Origin of the sequence: Micromonospora sp. NBC_01796, from assembly GCF_035917455.1 — a bacterium.
GTDB lineage: Bacteria > Actinomycetota > Actinomycetes > Mycobacteriales > Micromonosporaceae > Micromonospora_G.
Window position 1 is genome coordinate 168,617 of the sequence record NZ_CP109078.1, and the last position, 25,519, is coordinate 194,135.

The following is a 25,519-nucleotide window of genomic DNA, read 5'->3' on the forward strand; positions in this document are numbered from 1 at the left end:
CAGACTCGTAACGTAAAGAACCTAGCCCTCTCCTAACCGATACGGAACCGTATCGTTTCGAATTGTGATCGCCCTCACTCCGCCTCCGGGTCGACCCGCTCAGGTAAGGGCGGACAGGGCCCGGTCCACGTCCGACGGGGTGGAGTAGAGGTGGAAGGAGGCGCGGACGCGGCCCGCCCGGACGGCGGCCCGGATGCCGGCGGCGGCCAGCCGCTCCTCCGCGCCGGGTACGTCCACCGTCACGATCGCGCTGTTGCCGGGCGGCTGCCCCAGGCCGGTGAGGAACCGGTTGGCCAGGGCCACGTTGTGGTCCCGGATCGCCGGCAGGCCGATCTCGGCGACGAGTTCCAGGGCGGGCGCCGCCCCGACGTAGCTGAACCAGGCCGGGGAGAGGTCGAACCGGCGGGCGTCGGTGGCCAGGCGCAGCGGCGGCCCGTAGTAGGAGCCGTGCGGGTCCTCGCCCGCGTACCAGCCGGCGGCGAGCGGGGTGAGCCGGTCCCGCAGCGCCGGGGCGAGGTAACCGAACGCGGCACCCCTGGGTGCCATCAACCACTTGTACGCGCCCACCACCACCGCGTCGGCCAGTCCCGCGTCGAACGGCAGCCAGCCGCAGCTCTGGGTCGCGTCGACCACCACCAGGGCGCCGTGCGTACGGGCCGCCACCACCACCGACTCGTACTCGGCGACCGCCCCGGTGGCGGACTGAACCAGGCTGAACGCGACCAGGTCGGTGGACGCGTCGATCGACTCGACCAGCCGCGCCGCCGGTACGGTCCGTACCCGTACGCCCCGGTCGGTGTGCACCAGCCAGGGGAAGAGGTTCGAGGTGAACTCCTCCTCCGGCGCCAGTACGGTGGTGCCGGCCGGCAGTGCGGCGGCGATCGGGGCGAGCAACTGGGAGACCCCGGCGCCCACGCACACGTCGGCGACCGGCACCCCGACCAACCCGGCGAACGCGGTCCGGGACCGGTCGGCCGCCGCACCCCACCCCTCCCACGAGGTGGCCCCGACCTGCCACTCGCCCAGTGCCCGCTGCAACGCCTCCCAGCCCGGTCGGGGCGGCAGCCCGTAGCTTGCGGTGTTGAGCCAGCCCGGCTCGGGGTTCCACAGCTGCTGTGCGCGTACGAGATCCATGGCCGCAGGGTAGGCCGCGGCCCGGACCGGCCGGTGTGGCCTGCGTCACCGCCCGTTCGGGACGGTCACGGTGGGCCTGTGCCCGGGTAGGACCCCGGTCAGCGGATGTTGGCGGTGTGGCCCAGGGAGTAGCGGCCCGGTTGGGGCCAGATGGTCAGGCCGTGCGGGCCGGAGCCGACCGGGATCCGGGCCAGCAGCCGCCCGTCGGCGGTGCTCATCGCGTACACCTCGTCGTGGTAGCGGCCGGAGAGCCAGAGCACCCGCCCGTCGGCCGAGAGCCCGCCCATGTCCGGGCTGCCCCCGTCGGGGATCCGCCAGAGTCCGGCCGTGGTGAGCGTGGCCAGGTCGATCAGGCTCACGGTGCCCTCGTCCCGGTTGGTCACGTACGCGAGGGTGCCGTCCCGGCTGAAGTAGATGCCGTGCGCGCCCTTGCCGGTGGGGATGAACCCGGTCCGGCGGGTGGCCGCCCCGTCGAAGACGTACACACCGGCCGCCATCATGTCCGCGACCAGGAAGTGCCGCCCGTCCGGGGTGAGCCGGGTGTCCTGCGGCATCCCGTCGGCCACCACGTCCAGGTCGAACTGGCGCACCTTGGTCCGCGTGACCGCGTCGACCACCAGCATCCGGTTGTCGAACTCGCAGCTCACCAGCATGGTCCGGCCGTCGACCGAGTAGTCCATGTGGTTGATCCCGGCGCACTCCGGAAACGTCACCGAGCTGGTCCGTTCCCAGGTGGCGGCGTCGTAGAAGTCGAGTCGCTGGTAGAACTCGGCGACCACGATCCCCTGCTTGCCGTCGGGGGTGAAGTACAGGTTGTAGACGTCCTGCACGTCGATCATCTTGCCCGGCGTGCCGGTACGCGGGTCGATCGGCACCAGCCCGCCGGACGGGACCTGACTGGAGGCGACGTAGAGCGTGCGCAGGTCGTAGGACGGGACCACGTGCTGCGGTTCCGGGCCGCCGGGGAACTTGTCCACCACCTCGTACGTCTCCGGGTCGATCACCCACACGTCGTCGCTGCCGGTGTTCGGGACGTACACCAGGGGTTTGTCACCGCGTACCGCCTCGATGAACTGATCGGCGCCGGCGGCTGCGTACACGTTCGTTGTGGAGGTGTAGGGCGGCATGCCGGCGATCAGCTCCAGGGCCGGCGTGGCCTGCGGCTCGGCCTGCTGGCCGGGAGGGACCGAGGCCCGTCCGGACGGCCGCGGCGTCTGCTCGGTGCAGGCGGTGAGCGCGATCAGCAGGGTCAGCACGGACCCGGCGAGGATTTTCTGCCCTCTGGTCACGGCCTGACTTTACCGACGAAACCTCGCAAATTTCGCTTTACATACTTTTCGGGCCATCCACCCGTCGCGCGGGGTGGATGGCCCGAAAACCGGGTCGGTGACGGTCAGTTTCTCGCGCCCGCCGACGCCGGCTCGGCACCCTCGGACGCGGTCCGGTCGCCGGAGTCGTCGTCCGGCGTCTCGTCGTCCGCCGGCCCGTGCTCGTCGACCATGGTCGACTCGTCGAACGGCCGCTCACCGGAGAGCACCGCGAGCGCCTGTTCCTTGTCGAACTCGCGGGTCCAGGTGCCGATCAGTACGGTCGCCACCGCGTTGCCGGCGAAGTTGGTCAGCGCGCGGGCCTCGGACATGAAGCGGTCGATGCCCACGATCAGGCCCACCCCGTCGACCAGGTCCGGCCGGTGGCTCTGCAACCCGCCGGCCAGGGTGGCGAGCCCGGCACCGGTGATGCCGGCCGCCCCCTTGGACGCGATGACCATGAAGACCAGCAGGGAGATCTGCTCACTGATGGCGAGTGGCTTGCCCAGCGCCTCGGCCACGAAGAGCGAGGCCATGGTCAGGTAGATCGCGGTGCCGTCGAGGTTGAACGAGTAGCCGGTCGGGACGGTGATGCCGACCACCGGCTTGCTCACCCCGAAGTGCTCCATCTTGGCGATCAGCCGGGGCAGCGCCGACTCCGAGGAGGAGGTGGAGAGGATCAGCAGGAACTCCCGGCCCAGGTAACGCAGCAGGGAGAAGATCGAGATGCCGGCGATGAGGCGGAGCAGCAGCCCCAGGATGACGACGACGAAGATCAGACAGGTGGCGTAGAAGCCGATCATGATCTGGGCCAGGCTCTTGAGCGCGTCCATCCCGGTCGCGCCGACCACGGCGGCGATCGCACCGAACGCACCGATCGGCGCCAGCCACATGACCATCGTCAGGATCTTGAAGACCAGCCGCTGGATCACACCGACGGCCCGCAGGACCGGCTCACCCCGGCGTCCCATCGCCTGTACGGCGAAGCCGACGAGGAGCGCGACCAGCAGGGTCTGCAACACCTCACCCTCGGTCAACGCCGACAGCAGCGAGGTCGGGATGATGCCGAGCAGGAAGTCGACCGTACCCTCGCTCTCCCCGCTGACCTGGGCCTGGCCGGCGGCGGCCTGAGCCGCACCGAGGTGCAGGCCCGAGCCGGGGTGGACGATGTTGCCGACCACGAGCCCGATGGCGAGCGCCACCGTCGACATGATCAGGAAGTAGCCGAGCGCCAGGCCGCCGACCTTGCCGACCTTGGCGGCCTGCCGGACCGAGCCGACGCCGAGCACGATGGTGCAGAAGATGATCGGGCTGATCATCATCTTGATCAGCGCGACGAAGCCGGTACCGATCGGCTTCAGCTCCTTGGCCGCCTCCGGCGCGGCGAAGCCGAGGACGATGCCGGCGACGACGGCGACGATGACGGCAAGGTACAGATAGTGGGTGCGGTCCCGTCGTGGCCGGGCGGTGGGGGTGTCCATGACCGAGACTGTGGCCTGGATCTCACGAGCACACATCCTTGCGTTCATTGTGTTCACCGCGCCGACCCCAACCCGAAACAACGAGATGTTCCCCGGCGTCGTCAAGCGCCGGACCCGTCACACAGGGAACACTGGTGCGCATGTCCAGACGACGATGGAGCATCGCGGGCCAGCTCTTCGCCCTGCAGGTCCTGGTCGTCACCCTCCTGGTGGTGGCCGGCATGGCCGGGGCGGTGCTGCTCGCCCGTGCCGACGTACGCGACGCCGCCAAGGAGGAGGTGCTCGCGGTGGCCGAGGCTGTCGCCCGGTCCCCCGACGTGGCAACCGCACTGCGCTCCCCCGACCCCGCCGCCACCCTCCAGCCGTACGCGGAATCGACCCGCCGGGCCACCGGGACCGACTTCATCGTGGTGATGGCACCCGACCGCACCCGCTACTCGCACCCCAACCCGGCACAGATCGGTCACCCCTTCGTCGGCGAGATCGAACCCGCGCTCGCCGGCCGGGCGTTCACCACGATCAACATCGGCACCCTGGGCGAGTCCGTCCGGGCGGTGGTGCCGGTACGCGCCGAGGGCGGCACGGTCATCGGCCTGGTCTCGGTCGGCATCACCACCGAGGCGATCAACCGCAAGCTGCTCGCCCAGGCACCCGCCCTCGCCCTCGCCACCGCCGCCGCACTCGCCCTCGCCGCCGCCGGATCCTGGCTGCTCAGCCGCCGCCTGCGCCGACAGACCCATGGCCTCGGCCCGGCCCAGATCACCCGGATGTACGAGTACTACGACGCCGTCCTGCACTCGGTACGGGAGGGGCTGGTCGTACTCACCCCGGACCGGCGGGTGGCCCTGATGAACGACGAGGCGCGGCGCCTGCTCGGGCTCACCGGGGCGCAACCGGTGCAGGACCGCCCGGTCGCCGAGCTCGGCTTCCCCCCGTCCGTCGCCGACCTGATCATCTCCGGCCGACCCGCACACGACGAGCCGATGCTCGCCGGTGACCGGGTCCTGGTCGCCAACCAGCGGCCCACCACCTTCGGCGGCCGGGCGGTCGGGACCGTACTGACCCTGCGCGACCACACCGAGCTGCGCACCCTGGCCAGCGAACTCGACTCCGTACGCGGACTCAGCGAAGCACTCCAGGCACAGGCGCACGAGTCGGCGAACCGGCTGCACACCGTACTGACGCTGGTGGAGCTGGGGCGTACGGACGAGGCGGTGCAGCTCGCCACCGCCGAGCTGACCCTCGCCCAGCAACTCACCGACCGGGTCGTCGGCGCGGTCACCGAACCGGCGCTGGCCGCCCTCCTGCTCGGCAAGTCCGCCCAGGCCGGTGAACGGGGCGTGGACCTGGTCGTCGACCCCGACTCCCGCCTCGACGGCAACCCGCTGCCCATCGGCGACCTGCTCACCGTCGTCGGCAACCTGGTCGACAACGCCCTCGAAGCCGTCGGTGGCACCGAACCGCCCCGACAGGTCCGGGTCTTCGTCGGCGCCACCGACCGGGAGGTGACCGTACGGGTCGCCGACAGCGGCCCCGGACTGGACCCGGCGCAGGTCACGGACGCGTTCCGGCGGGGCTGGTCGACCAAGAGCGCCGGCCGGGGACTCGGTTTGGCGCTGGTCGGACAGGTGGTGTCCCGCTATGACGGCAAGGTCGACGTGAGCCGTCCCGCCGCAGGTGGCACGCTGTTCAGCGTCCGGCTGCCGATCCCGGCCCGGCTACCGATCCCCCGGGAGTCCCCGACGTGACCACCATCCGGGTGCTGGTCGTGGAGGACGAGCCCCTGCTCGCCGACGCCCACCGCGCCTACACCGAACGGGTGCCCGGCTTCGCCGTGGTCGGGGTCGTGCACACCGCCCGGGACGCGATGGCCGCCCTGCGCGCGGGTGGTGGCGACGGCGTGGACCTCGTACTGCTGGATTTCCGGCTGCCCGACCTGCACGGCCTGGACGTCTGCCGGGCCCTGCGGGCGGCCGGCAGCAGCACCGACGTGCTCGCCGTGACCTCGGCCCGGGACCTCACCATGGTCCGGGCCGCGGTCGCCCTCGGGGTCACCCACTACCTGCTCAAGCCGTTCACCTTCGCCGCGTTCCGCGACAAGCTGGAGCGGTACGCCGAATACCGCCGCCAGGCTCTCGCCGACGGCACGGTGGTGGCCCAGCACGAGGTCGACCGGATGTTCGCCACGTTGCGCGGCGCGGACGCCGACACCCTGCCCAAGGGGCTCGGCACGGAGACCCTGGACGCGGTCCTGGCGGTGCTGCGGGCCGAGCCGGGACTGTCGGCGACCGAGGTGTCGACCCGGACCGGCACCTCCCGGGTGACCGCCCGCCGCTACCTCGAACACCTGGTCGGGACCGGCCGGGTGAGCCGCAGTTCCCGGTACGGCACCCCCGGCCGCCCCGAGGTCGAGTACCGCCCGACCTAGCCCCGCCCGGTCAGCTCCCCTTCACCACCGACTCCTCCAGGTCGCCTGCGTCACGCGGTTGCCAGTGTGGATTCCGTCAGGCCGGGTCGTGTCGCTCGCCGCCGCCCTTGCGCCGCTTCCGTGCCGATCGAGCCAGGAGCTGGTCCCCCCACAGGACGACGACCAGGCCGATACCGCCGAGCACGGCGAGCAGCAGGCCGAACGGGATCCCGCCCCAGGAGTTGAAGAAGAAGACCGAGTCGTCGGTGTTCCCGTTGGCCGCGACGAACTCCTCCGGTCGATCCGGGTCGACCCACACGGTGCTCTCCCGTACGGGATCGCGGTGACAGCCGGTCTGCCCGGCACACAGGATCCGCTTCGTGTACAGCTCGCCCTGGTACAGGTACGTGACCTTCACGGTGTCGGTGCCGCCGCCGCGTCCCATCGTGTCCCGACGGTCCGACAACGTGGCGGCAACCGGTATCCCCTCGGCCCGGAGCCGCTCCGACTTCTGGGCGAGGTGCCACTTGTACGACCCCGTCGTGATGGCCAGCCCCAACCCCAACAGCAACACGACTGCCGACACGCCACCGATCTGGATCCTGGACCGCCGGTCCGCCGACCCGGCGCGGGCGGGCCTCGTCGACTTCCGGCCCATCAGTGGTCGACTCCTGACGACGGGCCACCGCTGTTGGTTCCCGCACGTCGCCGGGCGGCCTCCCGGCTGCCGAGCCGGGTCACCACCAGCCCCGCGGGTCTGTCGAAGGCGGCGGCTTACCCGTCACCCGCTTTTTCCGGCCCACCTGACACCCGCCCGTCCGTCGGCACCCATCCAAGATTCACCACAACGATCCGACAGGGTGTCAAGGGTCCACCACCACCGGAAGGCCGGGTGTCCACTCAGGAGGACGGGGTTCGTTCGGCGTGCCAGGAGTTCCAGAGTGCGGCGTACGCACCGTCGGCGGCCACCAGGTCGTGATGGGTGCCGAGTTCGGAGATCCGACCGTCCTCCAGCACCGCCACCCGGTCCGCGTCGTGCGCGGTGTGCAGGCGGTGGGCGATCGCGATCACCGTACGCCCGGCGAGGACCGCGGCCAGCGCCCGCTCGGTGTTGCGTGCGGTGGTCGGGTCGAGCAGCGCGGTCGCCTCGTCCAGGATCAGCGTGTGCGGGTCGGCCAGCACCACCCGGGCCAGCGCGAGTTGCTGGGCCTGTGCCCCGTCGAGCCGGTGACCGGCCTCGCCCAACTCGGTGTCCAGCCCGTCGGGCAGGTCGTCGACCCAGTCGGCGCCGACCGCGGCGAGGGCGGCGCGCAACTCCCCGTCACCCGCCCCGGCCGACGCGACCAGCAGGTTGTCCCGCAACGAGTCGAGGAACACGTGGTGCTCCTGGGTGACCAGGACAACCTGGCGGCGAAGGCGTTCCGGTGGCAGGTCGACGATCGGCACCCCGCCGACGGTCACACCGCCGGTACGCGGCCGGTCCACACCCGCGAGCAACCGGCCCAGGGTCGACTTGCCCGCACCGGAGGGCCCGACCAGGGCCAGCCGCTCGCCCGGCCGTACGGTCAGGTCGACGCCGTGCAGCACGTCGCGTACGCCGTCGTAGGCGTAGTGCACACCGGTCACCTCGATCCGGTCGTCGGCCGGTTCGGCGTACGTCGGAGGCGCCGGTCGGGCGATCCGGTCCAGACCCTCGACCCGGGCGAACGAGGCACCGCTGCTCTGCAACTGCTCGACCCAGACCAGGATCGTGTCCAGCGGACTGGTCATCTGCCGCAGGTAGAGCGCTGCCGTGACGACCGTGCCGAGGCTCACCTCCCCCCGGCCGTACAGCACACCGCCGAGCAGGAGCACCCCGACCACCGGCAGGGTCTGTGAGATGTCCGTACCGGGGAAGAGCACGCTGCGCAGGAACAGGGTCCGCATCCGGGTACGCCGGCACCGCTCGATCGCCTCCAGGCAGGCGGTGATCCGGCGTTGTTGCAGTCCCAGCGCCTCGACCGTACGGGCACCGGAGGCGGTGGCGGCGAGCACCTCCGCGAGGCCCGAGTTCGCCTCCCCCTCGACCAGGTACGCGGGATGTGCGCGGCGCAGGTACCAGCGGCTGACGAGCCAGATGCCGAGCAGCCCGATCAGGCCGCAGGCACCGAGTGGCGGGGAGAGGACAAGAAGCGCGCCGAGGATGAAAACAACCTGGATGCCGGCGATGAACACGTCCGGCCCGGCGTCGCGCAGGGTGGTGCCGACGATGGCGACGTCGGTGGTGCCCCGGGCGGTCAGGTCACCGGCGCCCACCCGCTCCACCACCGAGGTCGGCAGCGTCAGGACCCGGTCGACGAACTGCTCCCGGATCCGGGCCGAGGTCCGCTCGCCGAAGCGGTGGCCGAGGTAGCGGGCGTACCGGGTCAGCACCGCCTGGACCAGGGCGAAGGCCAGGATGGCAACGGCGATCCGGTCCACCGCGGCCACCCCGCCGCCGCTCTCGACCGTGTTGACGATGCGCCCGAGCAGCCACGGGCCGACCAGTCCGGCGGCTGCGGCGAGCGCGTTCAGCACGATGACGGCGGCGAAGACACGTCCGTCGCGCCGGATCAGCCGCAGCGCCGCCCGGCGTACCCGTACCGGTTCGGCGACCGGCAGCCCGCCGCCCGCTGGTTCCGCCGGGGCGGTCACCGGATCACCCGCTGGCTCGGCAACCCCGGCTCGTCGGACCGATCCCCCGGACCGGCCGCGAGCGGTTCGTCGGGCGGATCCACCGGACCGGCCGCGAACGGTTCGTCGGGTGCGTCGCGGGAGACCAACCGGCGGTACGCGGCGGAGCCGGCCAGGAGTTCCCGGTGTGTGCCGGCGTCGGCGACCCGCCCGTCGACCAGGTGGTACACGATGTCCGCCTGGTCGGCCAGGAGCGGTGACGTGCTGGTGACCAGGGTGGCGCGACCGGCACGGGCGGCCCGCAGCCGGGTGGCGACGGCGGCCTCGGTGTGCGCGTCGACCGCCGAGGTCGGTTCGACCGCCAGCAGCACCTCCGGGTCGGCCAGCAGCGCCCGCGCCAGGCGGACCCGCTGCCGCTGACCGCCGGAGAGGTTGCGCCCCTGCGCGTCGATGGTCGAGTCGAGCCCGTCCGGGGCGCCGAGGACGATGTCCTGTGCCACGGCGGCGTACACGGCCTGCATGATGGTGTCGTCGTTCCGGTCCCACCGGCCGGCGATCATGTCGCGCAGGGTGCCGGAGAAGAGGTCGGCCTCGTTCTCGGCGACCAGGATCCGGTCCCGTACGCGGGCCGGGTCGAGGCGGTCGAGGCGGATCCCTCCCCAGGTCACGTCCGAGGCGACAAAACCGCCGAGGCGGTCGACGACGGTCCCGGTCTCCGCCGGGCGGGCTCCGGCCAGTACGGTCAGCCGCCCCGGCGCCACCTCCACACCGGACACGGGGTCGCGCAGCACCGCGGGTGCCTCGGGCGGGCCCACGGTTGCGGCAGGAACCGTGGAGCCGGGCTCCATGGACAGGAAGCGGATCACCCGTCGGGCGGCGACCAGGCCACGGCTGAGGTCGAGCCCGCCCTCGATGAAGAAGTACACCGGCACGGCGAGGACCGCGACGTATCCGTAGACGGCGACCAGTTCGCCGACGGTGATGTCGCCCGCGGCGGCCGTCCGGGCGGCCAGCCAGGTCACCCCGGCGAGGAAGATCGCCGGCAGGCCGACCCCGAGAGCCTCGATCCAGCTCGTCACCGCACCGACCCGGTAGCCGTCGGCCTGCAACGTCCGCGAGCCCTGCCGGTAGCGCTCGGCGTACAACCGCTTGCCGCCGAGGCCACCGAGAACCCGCAGGCCGCCGACGATGTCGACCAGCCGGGCGGCCAGCGCGCCCTCCCGTTCCCGGTACACCATTCCGACCCGCTGCAACCGTCCCAGCAGCGGGCCGACCAGCACGGCGAGCAGCGGAACACCGAGCAGCACCACCACCGCGAGCAGCGGCGAGACGGAGAGCAGCAGCGCGGCGACCACGACGTACGTCATCACCGCCCCGACGCCGGGACCGGTGAGGGTCAGCACCCGGCTGATCACCCAGACGTCACCGATGCCGATGGTGACCACCTCGCCGGCCGTGACCAGCCGGGGCAGCGCGGCACCGAGCCGGGTCGCCTGACCGACCACCACCCGCACGGTACGGAAGGCCGCGTCCATCCGGATCCCGGTCATCGTCCGGTGCCGTAGCATGCCGACGAAGCCGTTCAGCACCCCGACGCCGAACAGTGCCGCCACCCACCCGACCAACGCACCGGTGTCCCGGGGCCGCAGTCCGTCGTCGATCGCCCGGCTGAGCAGGTACGGCGGCAGCGCCAGGCAGACCATCCACACCGTGCCCAGCGACGCACCCGCGATCACCCGCCGCCACTGGCTGGTCACCAGCCACCACAGGTACCGCCCGGGACCGCGTACGTCCGGCTTCCCGGGATCCTCGTACGAGTGGGCCATCCTCGTACCCTATGGGCTTTGCGGACCCCGCTTCGGTGCCCTCGCGGCGGTGGGGCACGCGTCACCCGGACCGCTGCCGTTCCGGTCGCGAACCGGGCCATTCGGAAAGGTCAACTTCCGCAGGCCACCGCCCTGTCGTCGACCCACCCGGCGTGTCCGTCGCCGGTGATACAGTCCACCGGCCTGACCGGCGAGGGGCCGAGCCGGCCGGTAACTGGGGAGGAAACATGGGAATCACGGCGGACGAGAGCAGTCGTCTCGCAGCGTTGCTGAGTAAGCACGCAGAGCATCTGGTGACCCGGTGGACGGAGATCGCCGCCGCATCGCTGCGCGGCCGGATGACCGAGGCCGAGCTGCGCCAGGAGGTGCAGGAACTGCACCGCACCCTGACCACCACCCTGGGTTACGGCCAGTTCGACCTGACCGTTGAGAGTGCAGCCGGACTGCGGGCCACGCTCGCGGATCTGTCCCGCACCCGGGCCCGGCAGGGTTTCACCGCCACCGAGACCGCGGTCAGCGTGTTCGCGCTGAAGGACGCGCTGCTCGACGTGCTGGACGTACGCGCCGGTGACCGGGAGACGTTGACGGCGTTCGTCGCGGCGTCGACCGTGGTGGACCAACTCGGCCTGTTCACCTTCGAGCAGTACACGAAGTCGCGGGAACGGCTGATCGCCGACCAGACCGAGCAACTGCTGGAGCTGTCCACCCCGGTGGTCAAGCTCTGGGACGGCGTGGTCGCGATTCCGCTGGTCGGGACGCTGGACTCGGCACGGGCGCAGGTTGTCATGGAACGGCTCCTGCAGACCCTGGTCGACACCGGTTCCCCGTACGCGATCATCGACATCACCGGGGTGCCGGCGGTCGACACCCAGGTCGCGCAGCACATCCTCAAGACCGTGGTCGCCGCCCGGCTGATGGGCGCGGAGTGCATCATCTCCGGCATCCGCCCGCAGATCGCGCAGACCATCGTGGCGCTCGGCATCGAGTTCGGCGACATCGCCACCAAGTCGACGCTCGCCGACGCGCTGCGGCACGCGCTCCGGATGATCGACGCGTCCCGGCGGGCGACCGGCGCGGTGGCCACCGGCCACCGGAGCGCCTGATGGACCGGGTACCGGTCCTCAAGATCGGTGACCTGCTCCTGGTCTCGATCCAGGTCGACATGGAGGACCAGACGGCCCTCGCCCTCCAGGAGGACCTGGCCGACCGGATCGTTGCGACCGGCTGCCACGGGGTCATCATCGACATCACCGCGATGGACATCGTCGACTCGTTCGTCGGCCGGATGCTCTCCACCATCGCGGGCATCGCCCGGGTGCTCGACGCGGAGACCGTGGTGGTCGGCATGCGACCCGCGGTGGCGATCACCCTGGTCGAGCTGGGACTGTCGCTGGACGGCATCCGTACCGCGCTGAACGTGGAGCGGGGCATGGAACTGCTGGCCCGTTCCCGGGCCGACGAGGCGGCGTACGAGGTCGACCCGTACCCGGCGGACGTCTGGGCGCTACCGGGAGGCCCGGACCTCGACACACCGACACCGACCGCCCCGTGACCGGCGGCTCCGATCCGGGCACCGCCCAGGTCGTGACGATCAGCTCGGACGGGGACGTGGTCCGGGTACGTCAACTCGTCCGCACCGCCGCCGTCACGGTCAAGCTGTCCCTGGTCGACCAGACGAAACTGGTAACCGCCGCGAGCGAACTCGGCCGGAACACCCTCGTGTACGGCGGCGGCGGGGCCGCCGAGGTCAGCTTCGTCGACAGCGGTCGACGCAGGGGCGTACGGGTCGTGTTCTCCGACGACGGCCCCGGCATCGCCGACCTGGACCTCGCTCTCACCGACGGTTACACCTCGGGCGGTGGGCTCGGGTTGGGGCTCAGCGGAGCCCGGCGCCTGGTCGACGAGTTCGAGATCGACACCGGGGCCGGTCGCGGCACCAGGGTGACCATCACCAAGTGGGCCCGGTCGACGTGAACGGCGACGACCGGCTGACCGACGACGGGGTCTGGTTCCGGGTCGAGGAGCCGGGCACGATCGGTACGGTCCGGCGGGCCACCGAACAACTCGGCGTGCGGGTCGGCCTGGACAAGGGCCGGGTCGACGCGCTCGCGATCGTGGTGACCGAACTGGCCACCAACCTGGTCAAGCACGCCGACGACGGGCTGCTCCTGATCCGCCCGGCACGGGCCGAGAAGATCGCCGGGGTGGAACTCGTCGCGGTCGACTCCGGCCCCGGCATGGCCGACGTGGCGAAGTCGTCGCGGGACGGGCACTCGACCGCCGGTTCGCTCGGCATCGGACTGGGCGCGATCCTGCGGCAGTCGACCTGGGTCGACGTGTTCTCGACGCCCGGCCGGGGCACGGTGACGGTCGCCCGGGTCTGGCCGGCGGAACAGCCCGAACCGATCTGGACCGCCGGGATCAGCCGCCCGATGACCGGCGAGCAGTCGTGCGGCGACGGGTACGCCGTACGGGTCGTCGACGGTCGGCGGCAGGTGCTGGTCTGCGACGGGCTCGGCCACGGGCCGCTGGCGGCGATGGCGGCGCAGGCCGCCGTACACGCCTTCCACTCCGCCCCGGTGGGGCCACCGTCGGCGGTCCTGGAGTACCTGCACCGGTCGATCTCCCACACCCGTGGTGCCGCCGCCGCGGTCGCCGAACTCGTCCCGGACGCCAACCTGGTCCGGTACGCCGGGCTCGGCAACATCGCCGGGTTCGTGGCGGACGGCGATGAGCGACGCGGACTGGTGTCCCTGCCCGGAATCGTCGGCCACCAGCGCCGGACGTTACGCGACTTCGAGTATCCGTTGCCGGACGACGCGAACCTGGTCATGCACAGCGACGGGGTGACCGACCGGTGGCGGCTGACGGACTATCCGGGGCTGCAACGCCGCTCCCCGCAGGTGATCGCCGCGACACTGCTGCGGGACGCGGGCGTACGCCGGGACGATGCCTGCGTACTCGTCGCCCGGACCCGACCATGACCGACACCGGCACACCGCTGCTGCGGATGGCGCTGCGTACCGAGTCGGACGTGTTCGTGGTGCGTCAACGCGGCCGGGAGGTGGCCGCCGCCGTCGGTTTCGAGCACCAGGACCAGGTACGGCTGGCCACCGCGCTGAGCGAGATCGGCCGCTATCTGCTGGGCGCCGTCCGTACGCCGACCCGCAGCGAGGTGGTGTTCTCGGTCGAGGTCGACGCGGAGGCGGTACTGGTCATCGAGGTCACCACCGGCGTGACGGCCGGTACGTCCCAGCGGGAACTGTCGCAGGCGCTGGCCGTGGCCCGGCTCGTCGACACGTTCGCGGTACGGCAGGACGGGACGACGGCGGTCATCCGGATGTCCCGGCGCATCCCCGCGTCGGCCGGTCCGCTCACTCCCGCCCGACTGGCGGTGGTACGCGACAAGCTCGGCACCTCGGTCGCCCGTACGCCGCTGGACGAGATGGCCGAGCAGAACGAGCAGTTGCTCGCGGCCCTGGAGCAGGCGCGGGCCCAGCGCGACGAACTCGCCCGGCTCAACGACGAGCTCAGCGAGACCAACCAGGGGGTGTTGGCGCTCTACACCCAGCTCTCCGAGGAACTCGACGAGACGAACCGGGGCGTGGTCGCCCTGCACGCCGAGTTGGAGGACCGCTCGGTGCGGTTGCGGGCGGCGAGCGAGGCAAAAACCCGGTTCCTGGCCAACGCCAGTCACGAGTTGCGGGCGCCGGTGACCGCGGTGATCGGGCTGTCCCGGCTGCTGGTCGACCCGTCCTCGGATCCGCTCACCGGCGAGCAGCAGCAACAGATAGAGCTGATCCGTGGTTCGGCGGTCGACCTGTTGGCGCTGGTCAACGACCTGCTCGACCTGGCCAAGGCGGAGTCCGGCACGATCGAGCCGACCTGGTCCGACATCGAACTCCGGGCCGTTTTCGGCCAGTTGCGCGGTACGGCACGCGCGCTCGCCACCCGGCCCGAGGTCGAGTTGGTGGTGGTCGAGCCCGACCCGTCGGCCGTGATCCGCTCGGACGAGGTCCTGCTGACCCATGTGCTGCGTAACCTGCTGCACAACGGGCTCAAGTTCACCGAACGGGGGGAGGTGCGGATGACCGCCGAGAACGACGGGCAGACCTGGGCGCTGCGGGTCAGCGACACCGGCATCGGCATCGCACCCGAACTTCAGGAACGGATCTTCGAGGAGTTCTACCAGGTGCCGGGCCGGTCGCCGGGCGGCACCGGGCTCGGGCTCCCCTACGCCCGCCGGCTGGCCACCCTGCTCGGCGGCACCCTCGACGTCGAGAGGACCCCCGGCGCGGGCAGCGCCTTCACCGTCCGTCTACCCGTACGACCGATGCCATGACCGCGCCGGACCAGAGGGCATCCGACGCCACGATCCTGGTCGTCGACGACCGGGCCGCGAAGCGTTACCTGCTGGTGAGCTGGCTGACCCGGGCCGGGTTCACGGTGATCCAGGCCGACAGCGGCGCGGCGGCGCTGGCCCGGATGGAGCACGAGGACGTCGACCTGATCGTGCTCGACGTGCGGCTCGGCGACATGACCGGGTTCGAGGTCAGTGAACGGATCAAGGCCGATCCGCGTTGGGCGTCCCGGCCGGTGATCCACGTGTCCGCGCACGCGGTCGACGTCGGGGACCGGATCCAGGGCCTCACCCGGGGCGCGGACGCGTACCTGGTGGAGCCGATCGAGCCGGACGAGCTGATCGCCACCACCCACGCCGCGCTGCGGTACTACCGGGCCCGGCGCCGGGCCGAGCTGCTCGCCGCCCGCCTCGCCCGGCTCGCCGAGACCACGCTCGCGGTCAACTCCGCCCCCACCCTGGTCCAGCTCCTCACCGCAGCCGTGGCCGGGGCCGCGCAGATCTTCGGTACGGGCGCGGTTGTCGCCGCGCAGAACACCGACGGCGAACGGCTGATCGCCACCACCACCGAGCCCGGCACCCCGGTGACGATCCAGTCGTGGCCGGTCGACCCGAGTCCGGTTCCGGTCGGCGTCGCCCTGCGCACCGAACCGCCCACCGCGTGGCCGTTGCTCACCGGGGCGGAGGAGCGGATCGCGGTGGCCACCGCGCGACTGCGCGACGACCGGCCGGGAGTGCAGATCGCCGTACCGGACTCGGCCCTGGCCGCCGAGTCCATCGTGCTCAGTCAGCTCGTGCAGGCGCTCGCCGCGGCGGTCGAGGCGCAGCGCTCGTACGACCAGGAGCACCGGATCGCGGTGACGCTGCAACGCAGCCTGCTGCCCCGTACGCTGCCCCGGATCGAGGGCCTGGATCTCGCGGTCCGCTACGAGCCGGCGAGCGCGCAGACCGAGGTCGGTGGCGACTTCTACGAACTCGCGATGATCGACGGCAGGCTCCTGGTGGCGATCGGCGACGTGGCGGGCCACTCACTGCACGCGGCGACCGTGATGGCCGAACTCCGGCACGCCATCCGGGCGTACGCGGTGGAGGGGCATCCGCCGGGCGCCATCGTCGCGCGGGTCGACAAACTCGTGCGTACGCTCCTGCCGGGCGAGTTCGCCACGCTCTGCGTGCTGACCCTCGAACCCGACACGGGCAGAATCCGGCTCGCCAGCGCCGGCCACCTGCCGGCTCTGCTGGTCACCGAAGGCGGCGCCACCACCTTCGTCGAGCACACGGCGACCCTGCTCGGCGTACGCGCGAACCGCCCCGACGACCTGGAACTCGTCCTCCCACCCGGCGCGACCCTGGTCCTCTACACCGACGGCCTGATCGAACGCCGCGACATCGACATCGACCTCCGGATGCTGGCCCTCGCCGCCACCGCCGCCCCGGTCGACGCCAACCTCGACCACTTCTGCGGCCGCCTCCTCACCAACCTCGCCCCCCCAGAAATAACCGACGACATAGCCGTAGTAGCCCTCCGCCGCCACTGACCCTCCCGGATCACGCCGTTGATCATGAAGTTAGGTACGCGATCAGGGCCTCGGCGGCGCGCTAACTTCATGATCGACGCGTGGAGGGGCGGTGCCGGCGGCGGCGGAGGAGGGCGGCGAGGGCCAGGGCGGTGGAGAGGGCGAGGGCGGCCGAGGGGAGGGCTACGGCTATTGCGTTACGGGTCGAGATGAGCGGGACGGCACGCTGCGGGGTTCGGTGGTCGGGTGCTGGGGAGGCCGCTGGGCGCTCGGTCGGACCGGGCTTGTGGTCGACGGCGGGGGTCGTGCTGACCGGCGATGCCGGCGACGGGCCGGCCGACGGCCCCGGAATGCCGGCACTGGGCGGCGGCACGCTGCTGGTGGGAGGCGTCGGCGCGGGAGGCGTTGAAGTGGTGGGCGGGGCGGGTTGGGCGATGGGCTCCCGTTTCGGGATCAGGGCCCACAGCAGCATTGCCAGGCCGATGAGGCACGCCTCGATGCTGATCATGAAGGCGGCGTACTCGTGCCAGCCTGCGGCCACGGTCTTGGTCGGGTCCGCGTTGGGCAGCACGGTCAGCACCATGGCCTCGGCGACACAGAGCATCAGGACCGTCACGATGGTTGCCGCCCGACCGACGGGCGACCGCCCGTGCCGGTGGAAGTGCCGCGCCTCGAATCCGATGGCGATGAGCAAAAGCGGGATCACCTGGCTGACCTGGGCGAAGTACTCGTGGTCGACGGGCGACTGTGGCGGCGGCGAACCCGCCTCCCCCGGTGAGTAGTTGTGCAACTCGTTCCAGTACTGCGTGTACAGGACGTCCCAGTACTCCGCGCCGAGATAGGCGGCGAACGTACCCAGCACGAGCGGCACCATCAGGCTGAAGTCGACAACGGGCCCACCGTCGCGGCCACCTCCGGACGGCCGGAACCGTGGCAGCCCCTGCCACCCGAGGACCGCCGCGCCGATCACCATCAGTGACACCGCGTAGAGCGCCGAGTTGGTCACGACGAAGGCGGACCCGTCGCGCTCCTCGATCGGCCGCGCCAGTACGAGATAGTCGAGTCCGAGATGGAACGCGGAGCCGACGGCGAACCAGTCCCAGCGAAGCCTTCCCGAGGATCCTCTCCGGCTCGCCCAGAGCCCCAGCCCGAAAAGCAGGGCCAGCAGACCCACGTCCACCGGGAGCAGTACCTCACGCGGCGGACCGATCATCTCCCTGGATTCGTACAGCGGCTCCAGCCACTCCTCGCTGAACGCCAGCAGGACGAACAACACGAACAGCGCCGCCGTCAGCAGGAACGTGTCCCAGCCTGTCGACCTCCGGTACGCCGCTTCCGCCAAAGTCCTCGCACTCCTCGGAAAACCGCGCCCCGACAGACGGCAACCAACCCGGGCCGGACGGGTCCCCCCGCGGACCTGAGTGGACAGATCAGCTCCTGTGGCGGGAAAGATATCCGATCGGACACCCACGATCGAGACCGTACGTGAGTCAGCGGCGTCGACATCCCGACACTGTCTCTGCCGGGAGCGTCAGCGCTCTCGGGCGACATGAAGCCGCCCGAGCAGTACGAGCAGCCCACCGCCGACGACGAGACCGATGATGGCGAAAGCCAGGGTCTGCACCAACCAGTGGACGCCGCTCAGCAGCGAAACGGCCAGCCAGGCGCAGAGAAGCCCGGCCAGGGTCCCTCCCGCCAACGCCACGACGGTCGCTGTGAGTCGTTGTCCGCCGCTGGCCGCGGGATACGTGTTGAACCGGTTGATCGAAAGGCGCTCGCGCTTCGACATAACCCCTGACTACCCAAGACCGTGCCGTCGAGAAACGGTTGCGCCAGCGGCGAAGTAACTGAAGCGCCCTGTTAGTCGCCCACGCCCACCCACCCGCCGATGGCATCAACGACCCAGCACCTCGGGCTGTGACGACTAACTGCCCCCAGAGGGGCAGCAAATCGCCACAGCCGCCATGATCCACGCGCGCTGAGCTGTCGAAAGACCCGCCTCACCGACAGCTCAGCGCGCGTGGATCATCGACTGGTGTGCGTCGCCCACCCACGCGGGTACCACGAGGCACACCGTCACGGGTGGGTCAGCTTCCGTAGGGCAGGTCTGCTTGGTGGGGCAGGTCGGCGAGGAACGCACGCCACGCGTGGTCGGGGAACGCGAGCACCGGCCCGGCCTGGTCCTTGCTGTCACGCACCGAAATCACCCCAGGCAGCCCAGCCACCTCGACGCAGTCACCATTGCCGCCCGAGCGGGTCGACTTGCGCCACACTCCATCAGTACGCACTGTGGAACTCCTTCGCTGTCGCAATGATCAACTCTTGTGATTCTCCCGGATCCAGCGCCAACTCGGTGAGCGAGCGCCAGGCTTCCTCATAGGTTGCGATTTCGTAGGGCTTTTCGAGGTAGACCGCCCCGCAGGGGCCATCCATGTAGACGGTGGAAGGCTCCGGCTCACGGACGTTCTCGGTCGCGAAGTCCATGATCGTGAAACTGCCGGTGGTTGCCCACCGCTGGATACCGCTGGCCAACGGCACGACTCTGATGTTCACGTTGTGCCGCTGCCCAGCCGCCACCAGGTAGTCGAGCTGGCGACCCATCGCCGCCGGACTGCGCAACGGCCGGCGCAACACCGCCTCGCTCAGCATCACGTCGAGGTTCGGCGCGGGCGGCACGGCTCGGGCCAGCAGCCCCTGTCGCCGGATTCGGACATCCGTCTTGGCCTGCCGATCCGGATCAGCCATTGTCGGATGGTCGGTCGCCATGATTTCCCGGACGTACTCCACGGTTTGGAGGAGTCCGGGGATCACGTTGGCTTCGTACTTGCGTAGCTTGACGGCGGCTGCTTCCAAGCCGATGTAGAGCTTGAACCAGTCGTCCACCGCTTCGCCGTAGCTGTGCCACCAGCCGCGTGACTTGGTTTCCCGGGCCAGGCCGCGCAGCGTTTCGGTCCGCTCCGGCGTGGCGCCGTAGAGCCGGCACATCGCCTCGACGTCGTTCGGGTGCATCGGCACCTGGCCGGTCTCGTACCGCCAGATCCGGGGCACCGACCACTCCAGGGCCTTGGCCGCGGCGGTCGCGGTGATGTGCGCGTCGTCGCGAAGCTCCCTCAGATACCTACCGAGTTGCCTACGCGGGACGGTGCTCTCGTCAACGTCCACGTTATGTCCCCCTCTGCCGCTGCGTTAGGCGCCTCATTCCCCGGTGTCGATTGTGGTGCACGGGATTGCGCCAAGCCAAGGGCTCCCTGAAATATCTTTTGCAACTCGCCGATCCCCCACCCGGCGAGCACCGGCAGGGGCACGGGTGAATTCACCAACGCCACATTTCCCCACCCGTGCCCCTGCGCGGAGAGACGAGGACGATGTTTCCCGAACTGCACCGGCGACTGATCCGCCTTGAGCGCGACGACTATCAGGGCGGCGACCGACCACTGGTCGTCCGGGTCAGCCGCGAGCCGACCCCGACCGCCGATCCCGACTGGTGTGACCTGCACGGCATCCACATCGCCGGCAACGGCGACCGCCTCGGCGAGCGACTTCTCCGGGTACGGACAAGCGCCCTGCGCGATCGACTGGAAAGCGAAGGGCTGTGATGAGCGAAGATCATATGGCGGTACGACCCGCCTGGTCCTGCACCTGTGGAGCCGCCGAATGGCCGTGCGAGCGGGCCCGCACTCTCCTTCTCCTCACCACTGATCGGATCAGCCTTGCCATGTTCGCGGCCGGCTGGATGACCGGTGCCGCTCGGGACCTGCCGGACGTGACGCCGATCCAGCTTTTCGAGCGGTTCATGAAATGGACGCGCGAATAGTGCGTACACGAAAAAGCATCCATTGTATCGAGCCGGAAGGAACCGTGTTGGCCACCACCACATCGGACCCGGAGTTGCGTACGGCCGGCTTCGCCGACATCTCCGGCATCAGCCACATCATGGCCGAGGTGTTCCGGCAGGAGCCGGTCGCGCAGTGGCTGGTGCCGGACCCGGTCCAGCGTTATCCCGTGCTCTACGACCTCTTCGGTGAGCTGGTCACGCACACCCTCGGGGCCGGCACGGTGCACGTCACCACCGAACTCTCCGCCGCCGCCCTCTGGCTGCCCCGGATCACCCCGCACCACCGACCGCCCGACCTTGCCGACCTCCCCGCCCGCCTGCGCGCCGCCGCCGGCCCGTACGCGCAACGGTTCCACCTGCTGGAGACCACGCTGGGCGGGCACCATCCGGGCGGTCCGCACCACCATCTGAGCTGGCTCGGGGTGCACCAGGTGCGGCGGTCGCGGGGTGTCGGCAGTGCGCTGCTCCGGTACCAGCACCGGATCCTCGACGCGGCACGGGTCCCCGCCCACCTGGTCGCGGGGAGCGAGGCTGGCCGCGACTTCTGCCAACGGCATGGCTACGTCAGCGAGGGCCGGATCACCCTGCCCGACCGAGGCCCCTCCCTCTGGCCCATGTGGCGCCATCCGCGCGCCATCCCGTAGCCCATGATCCGGGAGGGTTCGGCTCGCCGGAGCCGGCCGGACTCTTCGAGATCATGGGGCGGGTGCAGCCGCTGTAGCTGCGGATACTTCACTCGGCGTTCGGCTGGCGTTGCCCGTACTGGTGATCATCGTTCGGAGCTGTCGCCCCTAATGTGCCCGAGCCTTCGTCACATCTGGGAGCCCTGACATGCAAGAGCCTATTGATAATTCCCTTTCGCCCGTTCCGGGCGCCGCCAGCCGCCGTACGTTCCTCCGGGGTGCCGGTCTGGTCGGTGCGGGCGCGGCGGCGGCCGGTGTGCTCGGCGTCGCCGCCCAGCCCGCCCTCGCCGCCGACCAGGCCGCCGGCACCACCGCCACCGGCAACGGCAAGGTCGACCCGGAGAACCCCCGATTCACCATCGCCGTCATCCCGGACACGCAGTATCTCTTCGACGGCGACCGGGGTGACCCTGCCCCGCTGACCGCGAGCCTGCGGTACATCCTGGACCAGCGCGAGGAGCACAACATCGTCTTCGCCGCGCACCTCGGGGACGTGGTCGAGAACGCCGCCGCGTCCGAGCTGACCGCCGCGGGCAAGGTCTTCGAGATCTTCGACAAGCGCAAGATGCCGTACAGCGTGCTCGCCGGCAACCACGACATCGACTCGCGTACGGACGACCAGCGCGGGCCGAGCGCCTACCTCGACGTTTTCCCCCCGTCGCGGTTCGCCCCGCTCTCCACGTTCGGTGGGTCCACCCCCGACGGCTACAACACCTACCATCTCGTACGCGCCGCCGGCCGGGAGTGGCTCGTCTTCGCGCTGGACTGGCGGGCTTCCGCCGGCACCATCGCCTGGGCGAAGCAGGTTCTTGCCGCGCACCCGCGTACGCCGGCGATCCTCACCACCCACGAGGTCGCGTCGGCCGACGCGGCCGGCAAGGCCACGTTGTCGGCCTACGGCCAGTCGCTCTGGGACAACCTCGTCAAGGACAGCGACCAGATTTTCCTGACCCTCAACGGTCACTACTGGCCGTCGGGGCGGACCGTGCTCACCAACGCCGCCGGGCACGACGTGCACGTGCACGTCACCGACTACCAGGACCGCTACTACGGCGGCAGCGCGATGATCCGGCTCTACCACTTCGACCTGGCCCGGAACACGATCGATGTGGAGACGCTGTCGCCGTGGATCCTCGGCAAGCCCGCCGAGCGGCGCAACCCGCTGGAGCAGGGTGAGATCGAGCTGACCGGCCTCGCCGACCGGTTCAGCCTCGCGATCGACTTCCCGGCCCGGTTCGCCGGCTTCGCCCCGGTGCCGGTGCCGCCGGTCCGCCCGGTGAAGGAGATGCTGGTCAAGGGGACCGTCGGCTACTGGCGGTTCGACCAGTCGGCGACCGACGGCGCCACCGTCCCGGATGGATACCGGGTCAACGACCTCTCCGGCAACGGGAACGACCTGACCCGGGTCACCCTCGCCGGCAGTGACGCCACCGCGCTGCGCTGGTCGACCGAGCACCACCCGGCCCAGCCGACCCGGTCGAGTCTCCGGTTCGCCGGCGGCAAGAAGCCGGCCCGGGGCGCCTACCTGCGTACGGCCGACGCCGCGCCGATGAACACGATGACCTTCACCGGCGGCTACACGATCGAGGCGTTCGTCAAGCTCCCCGCCGACGCCAAATCGACCAACCACGCCTGGATGAGCGTGGTCAGCCGGTTCGGTGCGGGTGCCGACGCCGGCAAGACCGGTGGCGACCCGGCCGAACCGCTGGCGACGCTGTCGCTGTCGGACGGGATGGCGTTGCAGTGGGCGTTCTTCCCCACCAACCAGAACGACATCTCCACCAACTGGGGCCACGAGATGCGCACCGGCGAGTGGTTCCACGTCGCGGTGGTCAACGACGGCCAGCACACCGTCCTGTACGTCGACGGCGCCCCGCTGCTGCGCAACCCGAGCACCCCGGCGATCGGCCTGGCGACCTCGGGTGAGCCGTGGTTCTTCGGCGCGTACCACTACGACCGGCTGATCGAGCAGGGCTTCTACGGCTGGCTCGGTGACGTACGCATCGTCGACCACGCCCTGCCGGTGGCCCGTTTCATGAACGCCACCGCCTGACGGCGGCGTCTTCGGGTGGACGGCGGGGCGATCCGCCGTCCACCCCTAGATGGCGGGTGACGGGGACTCGGGGGGACGGCCGCGTGCCCGGAGGACGTCGGCGACGGCGACCCCGGTCAGGACCAGGGTGGCCACGATTGCGATCCCGAGCGGCGGGACGAGAATCATGATCGGCGCGGCGATCACCAGTACGACCAGTGCGATCCACCGGGAGGGGGACACCCGGCTGAACACCTCGTACTCGAATCTGGCCCGGCCGAGCAGGAACAGCACCGGCCCGCCGAGGACGACACCGACCATGCCCGCAGTGGTGTCCCCGGTGGGGTGGTGGATGACGGCTTCCGCCCCGGCCGCGGCGACGACCACACCGGCCACCATGAACAGGTGGGTGTAGGGCGCGGACCGCATGAGGCGGCCGGGGTCGCGGGACGACTCGATGGCCGCCTGCAACAGCGCTCCGGCCCGCTGGACGTAGATCTGCCAGAGCAGCACGGCGTTGGCGAACCCGACCACGAACGCGGCGGTCCGGTCCGGGGCGAAACCGGTCCCGGCGTACGTCAGGCTGGTGACCAGGATGAGATCGCCCAGTGCGAGGGTGAAGAACTGCTGGTAGCGCTCGGCCAGGTGTTCGGCCGCCAACCGGTACTGCGGCCGGGGCACGCGGCCGAGCCACGGGGTGGGATAACGCAGCAGCGCCGCCAGGTAGTCGACGGCGAGCGCGAGTGCCCACAGCAGCCCGCGCGCGGTGCCCGCCACGACGGCTCCGACCAGCCACGGTACGGCCGAGACGAGGAACCAGAAGAAGAAGCGGCCGGCGTGCCGGCGTACCTCCCGGCCCTGGAGTGCCGGGGTGAGGAAGAGGCTGCGGCCGAGGTGGATCGCCACGTACGCGCCCGCGAAGACGGCGGCGCTCTGGCCGAAGGCGGCCGGCAGTGCGGCGGCCATCAGCATGGTGCCGAACATGACCGAGATGGTCATCGGGTAGATCGGTGGGTGCTGGGTCAGGTAGAGGTCGGTGGTGAGGGCGGTGACGGACCAGACCCACCAGAGCGCCATCAGCAGCACCAGGCTCTGGAAGGCTCCGGTCCAGCTCAGATCGGCGGAGAGCTTCTGCGAGGTCAGGGCGAGGGCGGCGACGAAGACGAGATCGAGGAACAGCTCCAGCAGGGTGGCCCGCTGGGGCCCGTCTGCCTGGCGGTTCAACCCCACCGCCCGGTCGACGGTCACCGGCCGCCACAGTCGCAGCTAGACAAAATACCCCCTCTCGTACTAATAGTACGAAATGCCTACAGCTCCCATTGCCCGCCGACGGTAACGAGCACGCCTCGCGTCCGAGTCAGAACGAAGCAGCCAGGTCGAGCCGTGAGCTCAACCTGGCTGCTTGATCGATCAGTCGACGCGGACTCCGCTCGACGGGGCTCAGTCGACGGCGGCCATGACCTCGTCGGAGATGTCGAAGTTGCCGTAGACGTTCTGCACGTCGTCGGAGTCCTCCAGCGCGTCGATCAGCTTGAAGATCTTCCGCGCGCCGTCCTCCTCGAGCGGGATGGTGACGCTCGGGACCAGGGACGACTCGGCCGACTCGTACTCCATGCCGGCTTCCTGGAGCGCGGTACGGACCGCGACCAGGTCGGTCGGCTCGGAGATGACCTCGAACGCCTCGCCCAGGTCGTTGACCTCCTCGGCACCGGCGTCGAGGACCGCGAGCAGGACGTCGTCCTCGGACAGCCCCGCCTTCGGCACGATCACCACACCCTTGCGGGTGAACATGTACGACACCGAGCCGGCGTCGGCGAGCGAGCCGCCGTTACGGGTGAGCGCGGTCCGCACCTCGGTCGCGGCCCGGTTCCGGTTGTCGGTGAGGCACTCGATCAGGAGCGCGACGCCGTTGGGGCCGTAGCCCTCGTACATGACCGTCTGCCAGTCGGCGCCGCCGGCCTCCAGGCCGGAGCCGCGCTTGACCGCGCGGTCGATGTTGTCGTTCGGAACCGAGCTCTTCTTCGCCTTCTGGATGGCGTCGTAGAGGGTCGGGTTGCCGGTCGGGTCACCACCGCCGGTACGCGCCGCCACCTCGACGTTCTTGATCAACTTGGCGAACATCTTGCCGCGCTTGGCGTCGATGACCGCCTTCTTGTGCTTGGTCGTCGCCCACTTTGAGTGGCCGGACATCTGTTACCTCCGTCGCTAACCCACGCGTCAACAGTCGACTGCCCGCTCATCTTCCCGGCGATATCGCCGATTTCGCGACAATCAGGCCGGGTGAA

At 70.5% G+C, this 25,519-nt stretch carries 24 protein-coding genes; 12 read left to right on the forward strand and 12 right to left on the reverse strand.

Annotated features, from left to right (window positions below; genetic code table 11):
* Positions 1-99: 99 nt before the first annotated feature.
* The 3 genes from OIE47_RS00760 to OIE47_RS00770 form a co-directional block, all read right to left on the reverse strand.
* Positions 100-1,134 carry an aminotransferase class V-fold PLP-dependent enzyme gene (locus tag OIE47_RS00760; protein ID WP_326559518.1) on the reverse strand — a complete coding sequence of 345 codons (1,035 nt, stop codon included), beginning with the start codon at positions 1,132-1,134 and terminating at the stop codon, positions 100-102.
* A 98-nt stretch (positions 1,135-1,232) separates the two neighbouring features.
* Positions 1,233-2,423 carry a YncE family protein gene (locus OIE47_RS00765; protein ID WP_326559519.1) on the reverse strand — a complete coding sequence of 397 codons (1,191 nt, stop codon included), beginning with the start codon at positions 2,421-2,423 and terminating at the stop codon, positions 1,233-1,235.
* 104 nt (positions 2,424-2,527) lie between these two features.
* On the reverse strand, positions 2,528-3,922 hold the full coding sequence (locus OIE47_RS00770) for a cation:dicarboxylate symporter family transporter (RefSeq protein ID WP_326559520.1): 1,395 nt from the start codon (positions 3,920-3,922) through the stop codon (positions 2,528-2,530).
* 140 nt (positions 3,923-4,062) lie between these two features.
* Here OIE47_RS00770 and OIE47_RS00775 point away from each other — a divergent pair, with 140 nt between their 5' ends.
* Both OIE47_RS00775 and OIE47_RS00780 read left to right on the forward strand, forming a co-directional pair.
* Entirely contained in the window at positions 4,063-5,670 is a 1,608-nt protein-coding gene (locus OIE47_RS00775) for a sensor histidine kinase (RefSeq protein WP_326559521.1), read from the forward strand.
* A complete protein-coding gene (locus OIE47_RS00780) occupies positions 5,667-6,350 on the forward strand; it encodes a response regulator (RefSeq protein ID WP_326559522.1) in 684 nt (227 codons plus the stop codon). Before OIE47_RS00775 ends, OIE47_RS00780 begins: the two co-directional genes overlap by 4 nt.
* Positions 6,351-6,426: 76 nt before the next feature.
* Here the strand turns inward: OIE47_RS00780 and OIE47_RS00785 are convergent, their stop codons facing one another.
* From OIE47_RS00785 to OIE47_RS00795, 3 genes are all read right to left on the reverse strand, one after another.
* Positions 6,427-6,915: a DUF3592 domain-containing protein gene (locus OIE47_RS00785; RefSeq protein ID WP_326559523.1), complete on the reverse strand. Its 489-nt coding sequence runs from the start codon at positions 6,913-6,915 to the stop codon at positions 6,427-6,429.
* 314 nt (positions 6,916-7,229) lie between these two features.
* On the reverse strand, positions 7,230-9,002 hold the full coding sequence (locus OIE47_RS00790; protein ID WP_326559524.1) for an ABC transporter ATP-binding protein: 1,773 nt from the start codon (positions 9,000-9,002) through the stop codon (positions 7,230-7,232).
* Positions 8,999-10,717: an ABC transporter ATP-binding protein gene (locus OIE47_RS00795; protein ID WP_326562961.1), complete on the reverse strand. Its 1,719-nt coding sequence runs from the start codon at positions 10,715-10,717 to the stop codon at positions 8,999-9,001. Before OIE47_RS00795 ends, OIE47_RS00790 begins: the two co-directional genes overlap by 4 nt.
* Positions 10,718-11,034: 317 nt before the next feature.
* Between OIE47_RS00795 and OIE47_RS00800 the strand changes: the two genes are divergently transcribed.
* From OIE47_RS00800 to OIE47_RS00825, 6 genes are read left to right on the forward strand one after another with little or no spacing between them, the layout of a single operon-like run.
* Positions 11,035-11,910, forward strand: a complete 876-nt coding sequence (locus OIE47_RS00800; protein ID WP_326559525.1) for an STAS domain-containing protein — start codon at positions 11,035-11,037, stop codon at positions 11,908-11,910.
* The gene (locus tag OIE47_RS00805; RefSeq protein WP_326559526.1) at positions 11,910-12,359 is read left to right on the forward strand and encodes an STAS domain-containing protein; all 450 of its coding nucleotides are present in this window, start codon (positions 11,910-11,912) and stop codon (positions 12,357-12,359) included. Before OIE47_RS00800 ends, OIE47_RS00805 begins: the two co-directional genes overlap by 1 nt.
* Positions 12,356-12,781 carry an ATP-binding protein gene (locus OIE47_RS00810; protein ID WP_326559527.1) on the forward strand — a complete coding sequence of 142 codons (426 nt, stop codon included), beginning with the start codon at positions 12,356-12,358 and terminating at the stop codon, positions 12,779-12,781. The genes OIE47_RS00805 and OIE47_RS00810 overlap by 4 nt, the downstream gene beginning before the upstream one ends.
* Complete coding sequence (locus tag OIE47_RS00815) at positions 12,763-13,791, forward strand: ATP-binding SpoIIE family protein phosphatase (RefSeq protein ID WP_326559528.1); 1,029 nt, start codon at positions 12,763-12,765, stop codon at positions 13,789-13,791. Before OIE47_RS00810 ends, OIE47_RS00815 begins: the two co-directional genes overlap by 19 nt.
* The gene (locus OIE47_RS00820; RefSeq protein WP_326559529.1) at positions 13,788-15,149 is read left to right on the forward strand and encodes a sensor histidine kinase; all 1,362 of its coding nucleotides are present in this window, start codon (positions 13,788-13,790) and stop codon (positions 15,147-15,149) included. Before OIE47_RS00815 ends, OIE47_RS00820 begins: the two co-directional genes overlap by 4 nt.
* Positions 15,146-16,705 (forward strand): fused response regulator/phosphatase, encoded by a 1,560-nt coding sequence (locus OIE47_RS00825; RefSeq protein WP_326559530.1) that lies wholly within the window; start codon positions 15,146-15,148, stop codon positions 16,703-16,705. Before OIE47_RS00820 ends, OIE47_RS00825 begins: the two co-directional genes overlap by 4 nt.
* Positions 16,706-16,772: 67 nt before the next feature.
* Here the strand turns inward: OIE47_RS00825 and OIE47_RS00830 are convergent, their stop codons facing one another.
* The 4 genes from OIE47_RS00830 to OIE47_RS00845 form a co-directional block, all read right to left on the reverse strand.
* Positions 16,773-18,026 carry a hypothetical protein gene (locus tag OIE47_RS00830; protein ID WP_326559531.1) on the reverse strand — a complete coding sequence of 418 codons (1,254 nt, stop codon included), beginning with the start codon at positions 18,024-18,026 and terminating at the stop codon, positions 16,773-16,775.
* 189 nt (positions 18,027-18,215) lie between these two features.
* On the reverse strand, positions 18,216-18,473 hold the full coding sequence (locus OIE47_RS00835) for a hypothetical protein (protein ID WP_326559532.1): 258 nt from the start codon (positions 18,471-18,473) through the stop codon (positions 18,216-18,218).
* Between the two features lie 298 nt (positions 18,474-18,771).
* Positions 18,772-18,972 (reverse strand): DUF397 domain-containing protein, encoded by a 201-nt coding sequence (locus OIE47_RS00840; protein ID WP_326559533.1) that lies wholly within the window; start codon positions 18,970-18,972, stop codon positions 18,772-18,774.
* Positions 18,962-19,846 carry a helix-turn-helix domain-containing protein gene (locus OIE47_RS00845; protein WP_326559534.1) on the reverse strand — a complete coding sequence of 295 codons (885 nt, stop codon included), beginning with the start codon at positions 19,844-19,846 and terminating at the stop codon, positions 18,962-18,964. Before OIE47_RS00845 ends, OIE47_RS00840 begins: the two co-directional genes overlap by 11 nt.
* A 203-nt stretch (positions 19,847-20,049) precedes the next feature.
* Here OIE47_RS00845 and OIE47_RS00850 point away from each other — a divergent pair, with 203 nt between their 5' ends.
* The 4 genes from OIE47_RS00850 to OIE47_RS00865 all read left to right on the forward strand — a co-directional run bounded on the left by OIE47_RS00850 (position 20,050) and on the right by OIE47_RS00865 (position 23,255).
* Positions 20,050-20,280, forward strand: a complete 231-nt coding sequence (locus tag OIE47_RS00850) for a hypothetical protein (protein WP_326559535.1) — start codon at positions 20,050-20,052, stop codon at positions 20,278-20,280.
* Positions 20,277-20,498 carry a hypothetical protein gene (locus tag OIE47_RS00855; RefSeq protein ID WP_326559536.1) on the forward strand — a complete coding sequence of 74 codons (222 nt, stop codon included), beginning with the start codon at positions 20,277-20,279 and terminating at the stop codon, positions 20,496-20,498. Before OIE47_RS00850 ends, OIE47_RS00855 begins: the two co-directional genes overlap by 4 nt.
* Before the next feature lie 47 nt (positions 20,499-20,545).
* Positions 20,546-21,163 (forward strand): N-acetyltransferase, encoded by a 618-nt coding sequence (locus tag OIE47_RS00860; protein ID WP_326559537.1) that lies wholly within the window; start codon positions 20,546-20,548, stop codon positions 21,161-21,163.
* 187 nt (positions 21,164-21,350) lie between these two features.
* Positions 21,351-23,255: a LamG-like jellyroll fold domain-containing protein gene (locus tag OIE47_RS00865; protein ID WP_326559538.1), complete on the forward strand. Its 1,905-nt coding sequence runs from the start codon at positions 21,351-21,353 to the stop codon at positions 23,253-23,255.
* 45 nt (positions 23,256-23,300) lie between these two features.
* Here the strand turns inward: OIE47_RS00865 and OIE47_RS00870 are convergent, their stop codons facing one another.
* Positions 23,301-24,482, reverse strand: a complete 1,182-nt coding sequence (locus OIE47_RS00870) for a low temperature requirement protein A (protein ID WP_326559539.1) — start codon at positions 24,480-24,482, stop codon at positions 23,301-23,303.
* A gap of 192 nt (positions 24,483-24,674) precedes the next feature.
* Positions 24,675-25,424 carry a YebC/PmpR family DNA-binding transcriptional regulator gene (locus OIE47_RS00875; RefSeq protein WP_326559540.1) on the reverse strand — a complete coding sequence of 250 codons (750 nt, stop codon included), beginning with the start codon at positions 25,422-25,424 and terminating at the stop codon, positions 24,675-24,677.
* Positions 25,425-25,519 lie beyond the last annotated feature (95 nt).